The organism is Duganella kummerowiae, assembly GCF_053572355.1.
In genome coordinates, this window is record NZ_JBKFEH010000014.1 from 38,097 (window position 1) to 53,155 (window position 15,059).

The following is a 15,059-nucleotide window of genomic DNA, read 5'->3' on the forward strand; positions in this document are numbered from 1 at the left end:
CCTATTTCTCCGAGACGCTTTTCATGCTGGCCAGGCCTTGCTCGAAGAACTTGCCCACCATGCTGTCCATGCTGACGAACAGTCCCATCAGCTTGCTCAGGTAGCTGTGCGGGCCGGACATGGTCCAGGTCACCAGGGTGCCGCCCGCCTGCGGGGTGAGCGTGAACACGGTCTGGTTCTGCGACGGGAAGGGACGGATGAAATCGAGCTTGATCACCACCTTGGACGGCGGCGTGATCTCGGTGATTTCCATGCTGCCCGCGCCCACTTCGTCGTTGCCATCCCAGGCGTAGTAAGCTCCCTGGGCATTCGGTGCGCCCCTGAAGCTGCGCTTCATGGCAGGATCGATGTTCTCCCACGGCGACCAGGATTTCCACTGACGGAAGTCGCTAATGAGGGGCATGATTTTCTCCGGCGGCGCCTGGATGGCGATGGAGCGCTGCACGCTGAAGGCGGCCGGCTGCAGGGCCGCCAGTCCCAGCACGATCAGGATCAGCACCACCAAGGCCAGGCCTGTCTTCTTCAGCATGACTACCTCCCCCAGTTTTTATGGGTGCTAGCCTAGCATGCTTTTTCCGCCAGATCGACGGGCAGGTGGCCGGGGGTCATGGTAAACGTGAATTTTTCCTGCGCGGGCGCCACAGCGGTGTTGCGCCGCAGGCTGAAGTGCGCCGCCAGCATGGACATCACCATCTTGATTTCGGCCATGGCCAGGTAGCGTCCGGGGCAGAAGCGCGGCCCGCCGCCAAAGGGAAAGTGCTTGCGCGCCGGGTCGTCGTCGCCGCTGCCGCCGGCCTGCGCCAGCCAGCGCTCGGGCTGGAAGCGCTGCGGCTCCGGCAGGTCGGTGTCGCGCTCGGCCGCGTGCCGCATCATCAGGAAGATGGTGGTGCCGGCCGGCAGCACCAAATCGCCCACCGGGGTGTCGCGCACCGCCTCCAGGGGCAGGAAGGGCGCCACCGGTTTTAGTCGCATGGCTTCGCGCACGGCCGCCTCCAGGTAGGGCAGCTCATCGAGCATGTCGTGCCGGCGCAGAACGGTATCGGTTCCCAGCGCGGCGGCGGCCTCGCGGGCCAGCGCGGCCTGCGCCTCTGGCGCGTCGGCCAGGTAGTCGATCAGCCAGGCCAGGGTGTTGGAGGTGGTGTCCTCGCCCGCGAACACCATGGTGATGGCGTTGCCCACCACGGCCGCGTCGGTGAAGCCGGAGCCGGGCTCGTCGCAGGCCACAATCAGGGCTTCCAGCATGTTGGAGGGCTTGGCGCGCAGCGCCGGCTGCTCCTGCAGGCGCTGGCGCGCCTGGGCCACAAAGCCGGTGATGGCCTGCTGGATGCGGCGCGCGGCAGCATCCGCCTCGCGGTCCTGGGCGCGTTTCAGCAAGGGCAGGCGCCAGTAGGCGAATGGCGAAGTCAAGCGGCGCGCCACCAGCTTGAACAGGAAATCGATATCGCGCTGCAGCGGATTGTCCTCCACTTCCAGCGTGTTGATGTCCTGCCCCATGGCCAGGCCCACCGTCACGTCCAGGGTATAGGCCTTGAGGTCGCGCAACAGGTCGACCGGGCGGCCCTCGTCCAGGGCGCGCTGCCAGCGCAGGCGCAGGCGTTCGGTCATGGCGCCCAGCGTGGGGAAGAAGCCGTGCACCACTTCCGGCGTCAGGGCCCGCATCACCAGCTTGCGCTGGCGCCGCCATTCGTCGCCCTCGGCCGTGAACAGGCCGCGGGTGCCTATCTCCTCCAGCATTTCCTGGGTGCGCAGCGGCCGGCGAAAGGCGTCGGGACGGTCGCGAAGCAGGGCCGCCACCTGCTCGCGCTCGGACGTGACCACGAACTGGCGGCCCATGATGTGGAAGCGGTACAGCGGCCCGTACTCGCGCGCCCAGTCCTCCAGCACCAGGTGCAGCGGGCGCCGGTTGATCTCGCGCGAGGCGCCCATGATGAATTGCCCGGCCGGGCCGGGCAGCTCACGCACGCGGCGCAAGGGTGCGGGCTGCGCCATCAATCGGGCTTCTTCTCCGGGTACAGCACCACCTGCACGTAGTTGTCCATGTCGAAGTAGCGCTTGGCGGTGGCGGCCAGCTCCTGCGGCTGGATGGCCATGACGCGCTCCTCATAGGTCAGCAAGCTGGCCGGGTCGGTGCCGTTGATCAGCGCCGACTGCAGCTGGTTCAGCCAGTAGCCATTCTCGCGCAGGTTCTTGCGGTGGTTCTTGAGCCAGGCCGCGCGCACCTTTTCCAGGTCGCCCGGCTCGACGCCGTGCTCCTTGACCTTCCGGATTTCGGCAAAGGTGGCGGCAATCACCTTGTCCACGTTCTCCGGCCCGCACGGCAGGCTGATGGTGATCGAGTAGTTCCCGTAGGGGAGCTTGCTCAGGTTACCGCCCATGCCGCCGCCATAGATCAGGCTCATTTTCTCGCGCAGCACCTCGACCAGCTTGATGTTGAGGGCCTCGATCACGGCCTGCAGGCGCATCTGCTCCGCGCTGGAATACTCGGCGTTGCCGGTGAAGGTGATGGAGATGGTGCTCTTGGCCTCGGTCCCGGCGTGCACTTCCTTCTTGACCACGCCGCGCACCGGGCGCACGCCCAGGTCGCGGTACATGGTCGGCACCTCGCCCACCGGCAGCGTGCCCAGGTACGCCGCCAGCAGCGGCTTGACCTTCTCCACGTCGAAGCTGCCGACCAGGAAGAAAGTGAAGCCCTTGGCGCTGGACATGCGGTCGCGGTAGATCTGCATCACGCGGTCCAGCTGGATCTTGTCGAAATCCTCGGGGCGCGCGGTGCGCGGCACATAGGGACTGTTGTTGAACAGGGTGGTGGTGATGGTGTCGCTGAACTGCGCCTCCGGGCGCGCCATGCTGCTCTTGGCCAGTTCGCGCTGGCTGTCCATGGCCGACTTGAAGATCACCTCGTCGCGGCGCGGCTTGGTCATTTCCAGGTACACCAGCTGCAGCATGGCCTCGATGTCGTTGCTGCCCGAGCGCCCTCCCGTGCCTTCCGACATGGAACCCAGCGAGGTGGCCGCCGAGACGCTCTGCCCGGCCAGCACCTTGCCCAGGTCGGCCGGGGTATAGTCCAGCACGCCCATTTGCGCCACCAGGGTGCTGGCGTAGCGCGCGTTCAGGATATCGCTCTGGTCGAACAGCGACTGGCCGCCGAAACGGAACGACGCCAGCAGCACCTGGTCGTTATTGAAGTCGGTCGGCTTGAGCACCACCTTGACGCCATTGCCCAGGGTGAGCTCGGTGATGCCCAGCGTCTGGTAGTGCGTGGTGCCGGCGATGCGGCCGCCGGCCGGACGGGTTTCCATCAGCTTGCTGGCAAACACTTTCTCGTCCTGGGCCTTGACCTTGACCTGCTCGGCCGCGTTCACCATGGCCACCAGTTCGCCGGCCTTGGGCGGCGGCGCATCCTCGCGCTGCACCCCGGTGTAGATCACCAGCTTCTTGTCCCCGGCCGGGATGGCGGCGCGCACGGCGGCGTTGACCTCTTCCACCGTAATGCCGGGCATGAGCTGCTGGTAGTAGGCATACTCGTTGGCGATGCCGGGGATGGCTTCCTGCTCCAGGAAGTTGCGGGTGTATTCGGCCACGAAGGCGCCGGAATCGGTTTTCTCGCGCTCATTGTAGGAGCGCTCTAGGCTGCGCAGCATGTTCTTCTTGGCCCGCTCCACTTCCGAGGCGGTGAAGCCGAACTGGCGCGCGCGCTCGTCCTCGGCCACCAGGGCCGCGATGGCCGGCGCCACGCCGCCCTTGCCCAGCACCGCACCAGCCCCGAACGAGCGGTAGCCCTGGGTCATGCGGCTGTTGCCGCTGCCGCCCTGGATGAAGGGCGGTTCGGCCTTCTGGGACAATTCATGCATGCGCTGGTTCAGGATGCCGGAGTAGATGCTCTCTATCATGCGCTCGCGGTAGTCGGCCAGGGTGACCTCGGGCGCCACCGGCTTGATCGGATAGCGGATGTACAGGCCGTTGGCGCTGGCTTCCTTGTCGGTCACCACCACGCCCTCGGACTCCTGGCGCTCGGGGATCTGGGCATACACGCGCGGGCGCTCGTTGGCGGGGTTCTGCAGCTTGCCGAAATGCTGCTCGATCAGTTGCTGGGCATCGGCCGGGTCGATGTCGCCGACCACGATCACCGCCATCAGGTCGGGGCGGTACCAGTCGCGGTAGAAGCGCTTGAGGGCGTCGTACTTGAAGGTCTTGAGTATCTCCTCCTTGCCGATCGGGAGCCGTTCGGCGTAGCGCGAGCCGTTGAGCAGCTTGGGCAGCAGCACCTTGTTCATGCGGTCTTCCGCGCCCTTGCCCAGGCGTAGCTCCTCCAGCACGATGTTACGTTCGCTGTCGATGTCGGCGTCGTTCAGGGTCAGGCCGTGGGCCCAGTCCTCCAGCACCTGGAAGCCCTTTTCCACCACCTCGCGCTTGTCGGTTGGCAGCGGCAGCATGTACACGGTTTCGTCGAAGCTGGTGTAGGCATTCAGGTCGGCGCCGAACTTCACGCCGGCCGACTGCAGGTAGGAGACCAGCTCGTTGCGCTTGAAATGGGTGGAGCCGTTGAAGGCCATGTGTTCCGTGAAGTGGGCCAGGCCTTGCTGGTCGTCGTCCTCCAGGATGGAGCCGGCCTTCACCACCAGGCGCAGCTCCAGTTTCTTTTCAGGCTTGGCGTTCTTCTGGATGTAGTAAGTCAGGCCATTGGCCAGTTTGCCCACCTTCAGTTCGGGATTCACCGGCAGCGGATCTTTCAACTCGATGGCGCCGGCCATCATGCTGGCCGCCAGCAGGACGGCGGCGGTCAGGGTACGCAGGGGGCTAAGCTTCATGTAGGCTGCAAAATAGATAAGAAGATCGGTACATTACACCGAAAACCGCAAAATGGGTTAGTATCCTTCGCGCTCGCGCCCCATGGCGCCTGCGCTTTAATTTAATTTTAATCATACGTCTTCGGGGCGGGGTGGAAATCCCCACCGGCGGTAAGGTTCCCCGTGAACCAAGCCCGCGAGCGCTCCAGCCCATGGCTGGAGGTCAGCAGACCTGGTGCGATTCCAGGGCCGACGGTCATAGTCCGGATGAAAGAAGATGTGCGTCAAACGCGAACCCGCCACCGGCACGCCGGCGCGGGCGCGCGTGCTTACGCTTGCCCTGATGCGTTTTTCGCTATTGCGAGGAGCGTTTCACATGTCCGCTACTGCTGTAAATCCCGCTGTAAATCCCCGCCATGCCTTGCTCTCCGACGACCTCGAAGGCCGCATGGCTGCCGCCCTGCAAGCCATGCGCGATGGCGTGCCGGTCATCCTGCTCGACGATTTCGACCGCGAGAACGAGGCCGACCTGATCATCGCCGCCGAGAAGATCACCAACTCCAGCATGGCCCTGCTGATACGCGAGTGCAGCGGCATCGTGTGCCTGTGCCTGTCCGCTGACAAGGTGCGCGCCCTGGAACTGCCGCCCATGGCGGCCGACAACGGCAGCCGCTATGGCACGCCGTTCACGGTCTCGATCGAGGCGCGCGAGGGCGTGACCACCGGCGTCTCGGCGGCCGACCGCGTCACCACCATCCGCACCGCCATCGCGGCCGGCGCCCGGCCCACGGACCTGGTGCACCCGGGCCACGTGTTCCCGCTACGCGCCACGCCGGGCGGCGTGCTGGCCCGCGCCGGCCATACCGAGGGTTCGGTGGACCTGGCCACATTGGCCGGCCTGGATGCGGCCGCTGTGCTGTGCGAGCTGATGAACCCGGACGGCACCATGATGCGCGGCGCCGACATCGAGCATTTCGCCGAAGGGCACGGCATGCCCATCCTGACCATCGCCGAGATGATCGCCTGGCGCCGCAAGCACGGTCAATAATCAGGCCGCACCGCCCGGACGCCCCAGGCGGATATGGCGATACACCAGCAGCAGCGCGCCAGCGTAGGCCGCCGTGATCATGCCGAAGGCCAGCGGCAGCCGCCATTGCCAGTCCGGCACCGCGTGCAGCACGCTGCCCATCAGCGCCACGCCCACCAAAGCGCCGACCTGGCGGTTGGCGTTCAGGGCGGCGGCGGCGCTGCTGGCGTGCGCCTTGCCGGCCACCAACATCACCGTGGCCGTCATGCCGGGGATGGCGATGCCTATCGCCACATTCATCACCATGGCGCCCAGCATCAGCAGGGCGTAGGGAGTGTCGGGCCTCAGCAGGAACAGCATGCCCAGCGCCGCCACCAGTCCCACCGCCAGTCCATGCAGCATGGGCTGGCGCGGTCCGGTGCGGGCCGCGATCCGGCCCGAGGTGAAATTCCCCACCGCGAAGGCCGCCATCATGGGTAGCAGCTGCAGCCCGGTGCGCAGGGCGTCCGAGCCGCCGGACTGCTGCAGGAACAGGCTCAATAGAAACAGCTGGCCGTACACGGCGAAGTTGATCAGGAAGCCGACCCCGTTGGCCGCCGCAAAGGCGCCGGTCTCGAACAGCGCATGCGGCAGCAAGGGGTGGATGCCGCGCCGTTCGCGCCGCACCAGCAGCGTGGCCGACAGCAGCCCGCAGGCCGCCGCCGACAACACCGGCGCCGAGCCCCAGCCCAGCGTCGGCCCCTCGATCAGCACAACGCTCAGCGCCGCCAGCGCCAACACCCCCAGGGCGTGGCTGGCCACGGACAGGCCGCGCTGCTGGCGCGGCGTGGCCGGCAGCAGCCACCGCGCCATGGCCACGCCCACCAGGCCCAGCGGGACATTGATCCAGAATACGCTGCGCCAGCCAAAACCATGCACCAGGATGCCGCCTATCAGCGGGCCAAACGAGGATGAGCAGCCGGCCAGGGCCGACCAGCTGCCCAGCATGCGCGTGCGCACCCGCTCATCCTCGAAGGCGTGGGTCATCAGGCTGAGGGAACTGGGCATGAACATGGCCGCCCCCACGCCCTGCAGCACGCGCGCCGCCACCAGCGCGTGGCCGGACGGCGCCAGCGCGCACAGCACCGAGGCGGCAATGAACAGGACCAGGCCAGCCTGGTACACCGGCTTGGGGCCATAGCGGTCGGCCAGCGCGCCGCCGGCCAGCAGCAGCGCGGCAAACGCCAGCGTGTAGCCGTCCACCACCCACACCAGGACGGTGAGCGAGGCATCCAGGCTGCGGGCGATGTCGGACAGGGCGGTGTTGACGGCGGTGAGGTCTATCATCGCCATCACGAAGCCGGTGGCGAGGGTCAGCAGCACCAGCATGGCTGGCGGCTGGGCGGCGCGCGGCGGCGCCTTGGTGCAGGTGATGGTCATGGGCGGTCTCCAGGTTGGGGGCATGGTAGGCCGCTTGCCTGATGCAGTAAATACGCATAACATCAGCGCACTGATGCAAAATTGCATCAGCACACCTAAAGCTCATGGACTGCGCATGGATTGGGACAACGCCCGCATCTTCCTCGCCATCTTCCGCGCCGGCACCCTGCGCGCCGCTGCCGCCCGCCTGGGCATAGACCAGGCCACGGTGGGGCGTCGCCTGAACGCGCTGGAGCAATCGCTGGGCGCGCGCCTGTTCCTGCGCACCCCGTCCGGCTATGTCGCCACCCCGGCCGGCGAGCTGGCCGCCAGCGCGGCCGAACAGATGGAGCAGGCCGCCGACCGCTTCCAGCGCCAGATGCAGGGCATCGACAACCGCCTGTCCGGCACGGTGCGCGTCACCACCTCGGACACCATGGCGCGCCACTTCGTCATTGCCGCCCTGCGCGAGCTGCACGAGCGGCATCCCGACATCCGCATCGTGCTTTCCACCAGCACCGGGATCACCAGCCTGACCCGGCGCGAGGCCGACCTGGCGGTGCGTACCTTGAAACCCACCAGCCCGGACCTGGTCTCGCGCCACCTGGTCCGGCGCAGCATGGCGCTGTACGCCTCGCACGGCTATTTGCACGAGCGCGGCGAACCGGTGCCGGGCAAGGCCCTGGACGGGCACGACATCGTGATCTATTCGGCCGGCGTGGCGCCGCGCCATGCCGACAAGATCTGTGGCGAGCCGGTGCACCACGCGCGCGTGGCGATGGAGGTCAACAGCGGCCTGGCGCTGCAGGAGGCGGCTGCACTGGGTATGGGCGTGGCCGAACTGCCCTGCCACATGGCCGACCGCGATCCGCGCCTGCAGCGCATCTGGCCGGAGCGGGTCGACCACTACGATGTGTGGCTGGTGATGCACGGCGACTTGAGCCGCAGCGCCCGGGTGCGCGCCGCCGCCGACGCCATCGTCGGCTACCTGGCCCGGGAACAGCTGCCCGGCTGATTGTGCGGCGCATCCGCAATGCTCAATGCTAAGATGCCAACATGATCGCAGATGCCTATACCACCCCCGTGCTGCGCCGGTTGCATCGCGGCGCCGTCTCCTGGCTGCAAAGCTGGTGGCGGCTGCTGCTGTTCGCGGTGCTGATGCTGACCATGGCGGTCTCGCCATCGAGCTACGCGCGCACGCACCGCCCCGCCCTGTCGCGCCAGCTGGTGCTGTACACCCTGCCCAATCTGGCCTGGTTCAGCGTGCTGTGCGCGCTGGTCGGGCTGGTCCTGATCCGCATCGTGGTGGTGACCTCGCAAAGCTATGGCCTGTCGCGCTACGCGCTGGAGATGGTGGTGCGGGTGCTGGCACTGGAACTGGTGCCGCTGTGCGCCGCCGCCTTTGTCGCCCTGCGCGCCACCCTGCCCGGGGCGCTGGACTACGCCCAGCGCCGCAACAGCCGCGAGGCCGCCAGCGCGGCCGAACTGCACGCCGAGTACTTCCCGCGCGTGGTGGCCGGCGTGTTCGCCGTGTGGATGCTGGCCGTGGTCAGCTGCGTGCTGACGCTGGTGCTGGCCTACTGGTCGCTGTATGGCTTCACGCCCTGGGCGCTGCCCGGCTACACCCGGGTGGTGGGTCAGATCTTCAACCCGGCGGTGTCGCTGATCCTGGTGCTCAAGGCGGTGTTCTTTAGCCTGGCCACCGGGCTGATACCGGTCGCGTCCTCGTTCTATTTCGGCGGCAGCTACCGGGCCAAGGTCACGCACGGACTGTCCGACATGGTGCGCCTGTTCGCCGTCATCCTGCTGATCGAAACCGCTTCGCTGATGGGTAACTACTACTGACAACATGACAGAACAAATCACTCCCGATCCCGCGCCGGTGCGCAATGCGGAATTCAAGGCCGCCGTGCTGCTGGCGCTGATGGTGCTGCTGCTGGCGTTCTCGGTGCTGTACCTGATGTACGCGCGCGGCGCCTTCGAGGCCACCCAGCGCCTGGTGCTCAGCGCCGACGATTCGGAAGGCGTGGTGGTGGGCATGGACGTGACCTTCGCCGGCTTCCCCATCGGCCGCGTGCGCCGCATCGAACTGGGCAAGGACGGCAAGGCGCGTGTGATCGTGGACGTGCCCAGCGCCGACGCCCACTGGTTGCGCACCAGCAGCATCTTCACGCTGGAAAAAGGCCTGGTGGGTGGAGCCAAGCTGCGCGCTTTCACTGGCATCCCCACCGATCCGCCGCTGCCGGACGGCGCCGAGCGCGCCCTGCTGGTGGGCGATCCGGGAGCGGAAATTCCGCGCCTGCTGGCGGCTGCCCGCGACCTGCTGCAAAACCTGAACGACCTGACGGCCGAGAATTCCGCGCTGGCCCTCGCCCTCAAGGATGTGCAGGGCGTGACCGGCAAGCTCAATGGTCCCAGCGGCGCCATGGGTCTCATCACCGGCGACGAGAAAAGCTCGCAGCAGCTGGTCGAGCGCGCCAACAAGCTGCTGGCAACGGTGGACGCTGTGGCGCGCAAGGCCGATACGCTGATAGTCCACGCCGACGAGCGCGTGTTCGGCCAGGCCGGGGTCATGACGGACGCCCAGGCCACCGTCGTGCAGATGAACGGCCTGCTGGCCGACGCCCGCAACAGCCTGAAGAAAATGGATGCCGTGCTGGCCGAGGCCCAGGCGGTGGGCGCCAACGTGCGGGTCGCCACCGAGGACTTGGGCGCCCTGCGCGGCGAGGTCGACAGCAGCTTGCGGCGGGTCGAACAGCTGGTCAACGAGATCAACCGCAAATGGCCCTTCAAGCGCGATACGGAGATCAAACTGCCATGAGAACCGCCCTGCTCCTCGCGGCCGCCGCCGCGGCGCTGTCCGGCTGCGGCAGCCAGCCGCCGGCGCCGGACTGGCAGCTGAACGCGCACGACGCGCTGCAACGGTCGGTGTCGGCCTACCTGGCGGGCAACAGCCGGGTCGAGTCCGCCGAATCGCGGCGCGCCCGCGAACAGATCGCCAGCACCGGCAAGGTCGGCCTTGCGATCAAGGCCGAACTGATACGCTGCGCCAGCCACGTGGCGGCGCTGGCGTTCGACGACTGCCCCGGCTACCAAGAGCTGCGCCAGGATGCCACCGCGGCCGACCAGGCCTATGCCGACTACCTGGCCGGCCGCGCCGGCGCCGCCCTGGCGGCCCTGCTGCCGGCCCAGCACCAGGCCGTGGCGGCCGCCGCCAATGACACCGCCGCGCAGGCGGCCATGCAGGCGATCGCCGATCCCATGGCGCGGCTGGTGGCGGCCGGCGTGCTGCTACGCGCCGGCAAGGCCACGCCGGCCGTGCTGGCGGCGGCGGCCGATACCGCATCCGACCAGGGCTGGCGGCGCGCGCTGCTGGCGTGGCTGGGCGTGCAGCAGATGCGCGCCCGGCAGGCCGGCGATACCGCAGAAGCCGAGCGCATCGAGCGCCGCATCGCGCTTGCCGCCGGCACGGCCGGCCCCAAGGAATGAGGGCGCCAGGTCCCGGCCCTGGTGGAGCGACCACCCGCCACCTGAGCGCCACCTTCAGTAGGTCGATGCCGGCTTGCGGCACTGGGCCGTCACCGCCTGCGCCACGAACACGTCGTTGCCCACCTCGGCCTGCATGCCGCGGTTGAATCGCTCCATCGAGTGCGGCATGAACTGCAGCCCCAGCTGGATTTTCGCCAGCGCCTTGCCCATCGCGAAGCCCATGGTGCTGACGGCCTTCCAGGTGCTGCCAGCGGCCGTGTCGTACATCACGCCGCCCAGCTTGCCGAGCGCACGCGCCTCATGGTAGGCGTCGATGGCGGCCGTGGCCACCAGTTTCCGGGCCTGTTCCGCCACCCGCTGGTCGAAGGCGCTGCGCGTGTCCGGCTGCCAGGCCGGCGTGTCGAGCTGGCGTCCGACCTGCTGGCGTATCCACAGCTGCATGCCCTGCTCCTGCGCGGCCTTGAGGTTCTGCCCTTTCAGCAGCAGGCCATAGACACCCGGATACAGCATCGTGTTCAGCGCCAGCGCGGCCTGCTCGTCCTCCTCCTCGTTGCGGAACGGCTGCGGCCGCGAAGCGACGCAGACCGGCTGCACCAGGTGCTGGTGGGCCTTGACCAGGCCATCATCGGCCGCATGCCCCAGCTGGGCCGCCAGGTCCTCGGCAAACCTGGGCAGGCGCAGCGAGACCGGGTCGGCGCGCGTCACCGTGTTGTTCGGCTGGTCGGAGTATTCGATGGCCGAGAACAGCCGGATATGGTCCGGCGCGGCGGCCTGCCTGGCCGGGATATAGCGCGCCGGCAGCGGCGAACTGTTGAAGGCAACCACCTTCAGCCCATACAGCTGGCCGACGTACTGGGCCATGCCGCCGCCCAGGGAATGGCCCACCACGATGGGTTTGCGGCCGCTCTTGACGATCAACCCGGCCAGTTCGCGCGCGGCCTGGTAGTGCGGCGCCTCCAGTTTGAGCAGGTCGACGCCCAGCCACAGATTGGTGACCCAGTCCAGCGCCTCCTGCGAGCCACGGAACACCAGGATAAGCTGCCCACTGGCGGCATGCCGATACAGCTCGGCGCGGAACGCCGCAATCGGGGCCGCGCCCAGCTTGGGCAGCGGCTCGCTGACCAGGCCCTCGCGCGCCAGCATCTCGGCCTTGGCGTCCATGGCGGCCTGGTAGCGGCGCAGCGCCTTGCCGTTGCGTTCGGCCGCGATGCCGCTCAGGCTTTGCATCAGGCCGGGCGGCTGGGCCGGCCGGGCGCGCGCGATCTTGTCCGACACGGCCGCCAGCAGCGCTTCCTGCTGCTGGTCGAAATAGATGTACTGCGCCAGCCGCCCCATGGTGCCCAGCGTGAACACGCTGTCGGCAAACGGCCGCATGGCGGCGATCGGCCCCACCCCCGGTAGCGGCTGCGGGGCCGCCATCGGCCCCGGACCGGCCGCCGGCATCTCGCCCGGGGCCGCAGACGGCAATGGCGGATTGCGCTGCTGCGCCAGGGCAGGCGGCGCCTCGGGGCTGCCAGCGGCAGGCGCAGCGGGACGCGGTACCGGCACAGGGGATGGCGCGGCAGGTGCGGCTACCGCCGGCGGCCGCGCCGGCGTGGCCGGCTGCGCCGCCACCGCCGTGGCGCCGCCCAGGCAGACGGTGTTCACGATCACGCCCACCGCGCTGCGGTCGTCGGGGCGCACGGCCGTGACCTGGCGCAGGTTGAGCGGCACGTCGTACTCCTGCAGCGGCGCGCCGCTGCCCTCGGCGTTGGCATACCACTCGATACGTTCGGTCTCATAGGTGCGGGCAACGCAGTCGATACGCTGCCAATCGACCTCCGCCAGCACGCCGCTGGCGCCGCCGACCTGGCGCGGCGCCGCATAAACGCGGCGGGTGCGTACCAGGCGGCGTTCGCCGCTGCCATCGCTGGAGGCCAGATAGAGCGTGCTGCCATCCTCCATTTGGCCCAGCTTGAGCGGTGCGGGGGCGGCCAGGGCCGGTCCTGCGGCCAGCGCCAGGCTGGCGGCCAGGGTGTAAGCTGCGCGGCGCATGGCGGACCTCAGCGGATCGGCTGTTTCAGCTCGGGCGTGCCGAAATCGGCCAGGGTGGCCTTGGACTGGCTGAAGTACTCGGTCCAGAAATTCTGCAGCGACTTGAGGCGGATCGGATCGCGGTACACCGTCTTCTTGCCGGTGGTATCGGCGGCGATCAGGCCGGCGCCCATCACCCACACCCGCGCGCCGGCGAAATCGCCCAGCATGCCGGCTTTGCGCACCCGTCCCATTTCGGCGGCGGGGTCGATGGCGCGCACCCCGTTGTTTTCGTAGAACGAGGAGATGGTGGAGTTTTCCAGCATGTCGGAAATGGCCAGCACCACCTTCTGCGGCGCCTGGCTGGCGCGCACCGACACCGACACGTCGTTCATGGCCGCGATGACGTCGGACTTGGCCAGGTCGCCACTGGCGCTGGCGAAGCCCTGGGCCATGGCCGCCTGCACCTTCTTGACCACGAAGCCGCGCTGGCCGGCCAGGCAGTCGTCGAACTGCTTGAGTTTCTTGACGCTGATGGCGTGGCGCGCCGCCTCCGGCACGCCCTCCTCCACCAGGCCGGAAAACACGGTGGTGGTATAGCGCGACTGCGAATAGGCCGAGAAGCGCACCACGGTCAGCTCGGTGCCGGGCTCGATCAGCGGCGCCACGGCTTTCCAGGCGCTGCCCTGCAGGGCGGTGTTGAGCAGCGTCGTCTCGTCGATGAGCAGGAACACGGCGCGGCGCGGCGCCGGCGCCGGCGCCTCGGTCATGCGGTTGGCGGCGTAGCACGACGGCACGTCGCCAGCACGGGCCAGGGCCGGCAGGGCTGACGCCAGCGCCAGCGCGGCCAGGGCGGGAGCGAGCCGGCGCATCAGAACAGCCCCTCCACTTCCTTGGCGGCGGCGGCGCGCTGCTGGCGCGCCTTGATGGCCTGGATCACGGCGGCGCGCTGGCCGACCTCCAGCTCCAGCACGTAACGTTCCTTGTCCTCCTTGGCGGTCAGGCGGTCGATCGCGTCCAGGTGCGCCTGCACCGGGTCGGCGTCGGCAGGCTGCGGCGCCAGCGGCGCGGCGGCGGCAGGCGCAGGAGCCGCCGCGGCGGCCGAGCGGGCCGCGTCGGTGGCCTTGCGCGCCGCCTCGCGGTCGGCGGCTTCCCGGTCTTCCGCGTCAGCGGCCGCCGCCGTCTTGCTCAGGTATTGCTTGAAGCTGTGCACCGCCAGCTTGCGGTTGCTCTCGCTGAATTTCGCGTGCAGCGCCGTCATCAGTTCCTCGACCGGCTCGATGAAGGCATCCTTGACTTCACGCGCCTCGGTCCAGGTGGAGAAGCCACGGGTGCGGCGGTAGGCGGCGGCGCTTTCCTGGCCGCCGAAGCCCCACTTGAAGCCGGCGTAGATGGCGACGATCTGGGTGATGACGAAGATCACGGCCAGGATGATGAAGGCCGACAGGGCTTCCTGGGTGCCGGCGTCATGGATCTGTTTGGCGGCGTTGTCATTGGCTTGCTGGTTGGGCGCGGTCACGGCCTCGGGCAGGCCATTGCCGCCCTTGTCCGCGAACGGATTCGAGGCTTCGGCCGACACCACGGCGCCGACAGTACGGTCCGCTTCGGCTTTTTCGTGCGCCTTGACCCGCATCGCGGTGGAGAACACGGCAATGGTCACGATGGTGATGATGGCGATGATCACCATGGTGTACTGGCCCTTGTCGCCGACCCGGTTCGCCAGGCGCGTGTACGGTGGCTGGTTGGCGTCGCAGTTCTGCGGTTGCAGCAGCAGCACTTCGTGGGTCTTGAACTGCGGGTTGTCATCGGTATGGGTCTGCTGCCATTCCTGGCGGTTGGCGTTGATCAGGCGGGTACGGTACAGCTGGTGGCCGGCCGCGTGCGTGATCATGCCCAGCACCACGCACAGCACCAGCACCAGGGCCACCATCAGCAGGGTGTAGGTGTCGGCCGTGCCCTCGGGCGCGATGAAGGTGCCCAGCAGGTAGGAAAAGCCCAGGCCCTCGGCGATGATCAGGGTCCCGATCATGGCGATCAGCCAGAACGGCAGCGGCTGGCGGCCCTTGTCGCCGGCCAGCGCCAGATAGGTCTTGCAGTTTTCAAATTCCTCCCGGTCCATGGCCGGAATGAATTTCTTGAAATCGCCGCCCAGGGTGTTCTCGGCCTTGGTCCAGCCGTCCGAGCCGGTGCTGGTCTTGCCGCTGATGGCGCGCAGCTTGAACAGGCGGTAGTAGAACAGCTTGCCCTGGAAGGTGTTGTTGATGCAGTACCAGGCGATGGCGACGCCCAGCACCAGGCACAGCAGGGTGATCCCGAGGGAAATCAATGACATGGTAACTCCTTAA

The 15,059-nt window shown here is 68.1% G+C and carries 12 protein-coding genes and 1 riboswitch; of the genes, 5 read left to right on the forward strand and 7 right to left on the reverse strand.

Going from position 1 to position 15,059, the window contains the following annotated elements; genetic code table 11:
• Position 1: 1 nt before the first annotated feature.
• Genes ACLB1G_RS18400 through ACLB1G_RS18410 form a run of 3 tightly spaced genes read right to left on the reverse strand, consistent with a single transcriptional unit; the run spans position 2 to position 4,808 of the window.
• Positions 2 to 529, reverse strand: coding sequence for an SRPBCC family protein (locus ACLB1G_RS18400; protein ID WP_491628687.1), 528 nt, complete (start codon positions 527 to 529; stop codon positions 2 to 4).
• Between the two features lie 32 nt (positions 530 to 561).
• The gene (locus tag ACLB1G_RS18405; protein WP_491628688.1) at positions 562 to 1,989 is read right to left on the reverse strand and encodes a cytochrome P450; all 1,428 of its coding nucleotides are present in this window, start codon (positions 1,987 to 1,989) and stop codon (positions 562 to 564) included.
• Positions 1,989 to 4,808 (reverse strand): M16 family metallopeptidase, encoded by a 2,820-nt coding sequence (locus tag ACLB1G_RS18410; RefSeq protein WP_491628689.1) that lies wholly within the window; start codon positions 4,806 to 4,808, stop codon positions 1,989 to 1,991. Before ACLB1G_RS18410 ends, ACLB1G_RS18405 begins: the two co-directional genes overlap by 1 nt.
• A gap of 113 nt (positions 4,809 to 4,921) precedes the next feature.
• Positions 4,922 to 5,070, forward strand: a riboswitch (FMN riboswitch).
• A gap of 165 nt (positions 5,071 to 5,235) precedes the next feature.
• Here ACLB1G_RS18410 and ribB point away from each other — a divergent pair.
• Positions 5,236 to 5,835 (forward strand): 3,4-dihydroxy-2-butanone-4-phosphate synthase, encoded by a 600-nt coding sequence (gene ribB / locus ACLB1G_RS18415; protein WP_491628918.1) that lies wholly within the window; start codon positions 5,236 to 5,238, stop codon positions 5,833 to 5,835.
• Here the strand turns inward: ribB and ACLB1G_RS18420 are convergent, their stop codons facing one another.
• Complete coding sequence (locus ACLB1G_RS18420) at positions 5,836 to 7,233, reverse strand: MFS transporter (RefSeq protein WP_491628690.1); 1,398 nt, start codon at positions 7,231 to 7,233, stop codon at positions 5,836 to 5,838.
• Positions 7,234 to 7,348: 115 nt separating this feature from the next.
• Between ACLB1G_RS18420 and ACLB1G_RS18425 the strand changes: the two genes are divergently transcribed.
• From ACLB1G_RS18425 to ACLB1G_RS18440, 4 genes are read left to right on the forward strand one after another with little or no spacing between them, the layout of a single operon-like run.
• Entirely contained in the window at positions 7,349 to 8,227 is an 879-nt protein-coding gene (locus ACLB1G_RS18425; protein ID WP_491628691.1) for a LysR family transcriptional regulator, read from the forward strand.
• A gap of 41 nt (positions 8,228 to 8,268) precedes the next feature.
• Positions 8,269 to 9,057, forward strand: a complete 789-nt coding sequence (locus tag ACLB1G_RS18430; protein ID WP_491628692.1) for an MlaE family ABC transporter permease — start codon at positions 8,269 to 8,271, stop codon at positions 9,055 to 9,057.
• Positions 9,058 to 9,061: 4 nt separating this feature from the next.
• Positions 9,062 to 10,033, forward strand: coding sequence for an MlaD family protein (locus tag ACLB1G_RS18435; protein ID WP_491628693.1), 972 nt, complete (start codon positions 9,062 to 9,064; stop codon positions 10,031 to 10,033).
• Positions 10,030 to 10,701: a hypothetical protein gene (locus ACLB1G_RS18440; protein ID WP_491628694.1), complete on the forward strand. Its 672-nt coding sequence runs from the start codon at positions 10,030 to 10,032 to the stop codon at positions 10,699 to 10,701. Before ACLB1G_RS18435 ends, ACLB1G_RS18440 begins: the two co-directional genes overlap by 4 nt.
• 54 nt (positions 10,702 to 10,755) lie before the next feature.
• Here ACLB1G_RS18440 and ACLB1G_RS18445 read toward each other — a convergent pair whose 3' ends face one another.
• From ACLB1G_RS18445 to ACLB1G_RS18455, 3 genes are read right to left on the reverse strand one after another with little or no spacing between them, the layout of a single operon-like run.
• The gene (locus ACLB1G_RS18445; protein ID WP_491628695.1) at positions 10,756 to 12,735 is read right to left on the reverse strand and encodes a YqiA/YcfP family alpha/beta fold hydrolase; all 1,980 of its coding nucleotides are present in this window, start codon (positions 12,733 to 12,735) and stop codon (positions 10,756 to 10,758) included.
• Between the two features lie 8 nt (positions 12,736 to 12,743).
• Complete coding sequence (locus ACLB1G_RS18450) at positions 12,744 to 13,586, reverse strand: hypothetical protein (protein WP_491628696.1); 843 nt, start codon at positions 13,584 to 13,586, stop codon at positions 12,744 to 12,746.
• Positions 13,586 to 15,046 (reverse strand): hypothetical protein, encoded by a 1,461-nt coding sequence (locus ACLB1G_RS18455; protein ID WP_491628697.1) that lies wholly within the window; start codon positions 15,044 to 15,046, stop codon positions 13,586 to 13,588. The genes ACLB1G_RS18450 and ACLB1G_RS18455 overlap by 1 nt, the downstream gene beginning before the upstream one ends.
• Between the last annotated feature and the right edge of the window lie 13 nt (positions 15,047 to 15,059).

Bases quoted from the DNA above. Each gene is read 5' to 3' on its own strand.
- ACLB1G_RS18445 (WP_491628695.1), bottom strand. From the start codon at position 12,735: ATGCGCCGCGCAGCTTACACCCTGGCCGCCAGCCTGGCGCTGGCCGCA.
- ribB (WP_491628918.1), top strand. From the start codon at position 5,236: ATGGCTGCCGCCCTGCAAGCCATGCGCGATGGCGTGCCGGTCATCCTG.
- ACLB1G_RS18440 (WP_491628694.1), top strand. From the start codon at position 10,030: ATGAGAACCGCCCTGCTCCTCGCGGCCGCCGCCGCGGCGCTGTCCGGC.
- ACLB1G_RS18430 (WP_491628692.1), top strand. From the start codon at position 8,269: ATGATCGCAGATGCCTATACCACCCCCGTGCTGCGCCGGTTGCATCGC.
- ACLB1G_RS18400 (WP_491628687.1), bottom strand. From the start codon at position 529: ATGCTGAAGAAGACAGGCCTGGCCTTGGTGGTGCTGATCCTGATCGTG.
- ACLB1G_RS18410 (WP_491628689.1), bottom strand. From the start codon at position 4,808: ATGAAGCTTAGCCCCCTGCGTACCCTGACCGCCGCCGTCCTGCTGGCG.
- ACLB1G_RS18405 (WP_491628688.1), bottom strand. From the start codon at position 1,989: ATGGCGCAGCCCGCACCCTTGCGCCGCGTGCGTGAGCTGCCCGGCCCG.
- ACLB1G_RS18455 (WP_491628697.1), bottom strand. From the start codon at position 15,046: ATGTCATTGATTTCCCTCGGGATCACCCTGCTGTGCCTGGTGCTGGGC.
- ACLB1G_RS18450 (WP_491628696.1), bottom strand. From the start codon at position 13,586: ATGCGCCGGCTCGCTCCCGCCCTGGCCGCGCTGGCGCTGGCGTCAGCC.
- ACLB1G_RS18425 (WP_491628691.1), top strand. From the start codon at position 7,349: ATGGATTGGGACAACGCCCGCATCTTCCTCGCCATCTTCCGCGCCGGC.
- ACLB1G_RS18420 (WP_491628690.1), bottom strand. From the start codon at position 7,233: ATGACCATCACCTGCACCAAGGCGCCGCCGCGCGCCGCCCAGCCGCCA.
- ACLB1G_RS18435 (WP_491628693.1), top strand. From the start codon at position 9,062: ATGACAGAACAAATCACTCCCGATCCCGCGCCGGTGCGCAATGCGGAA.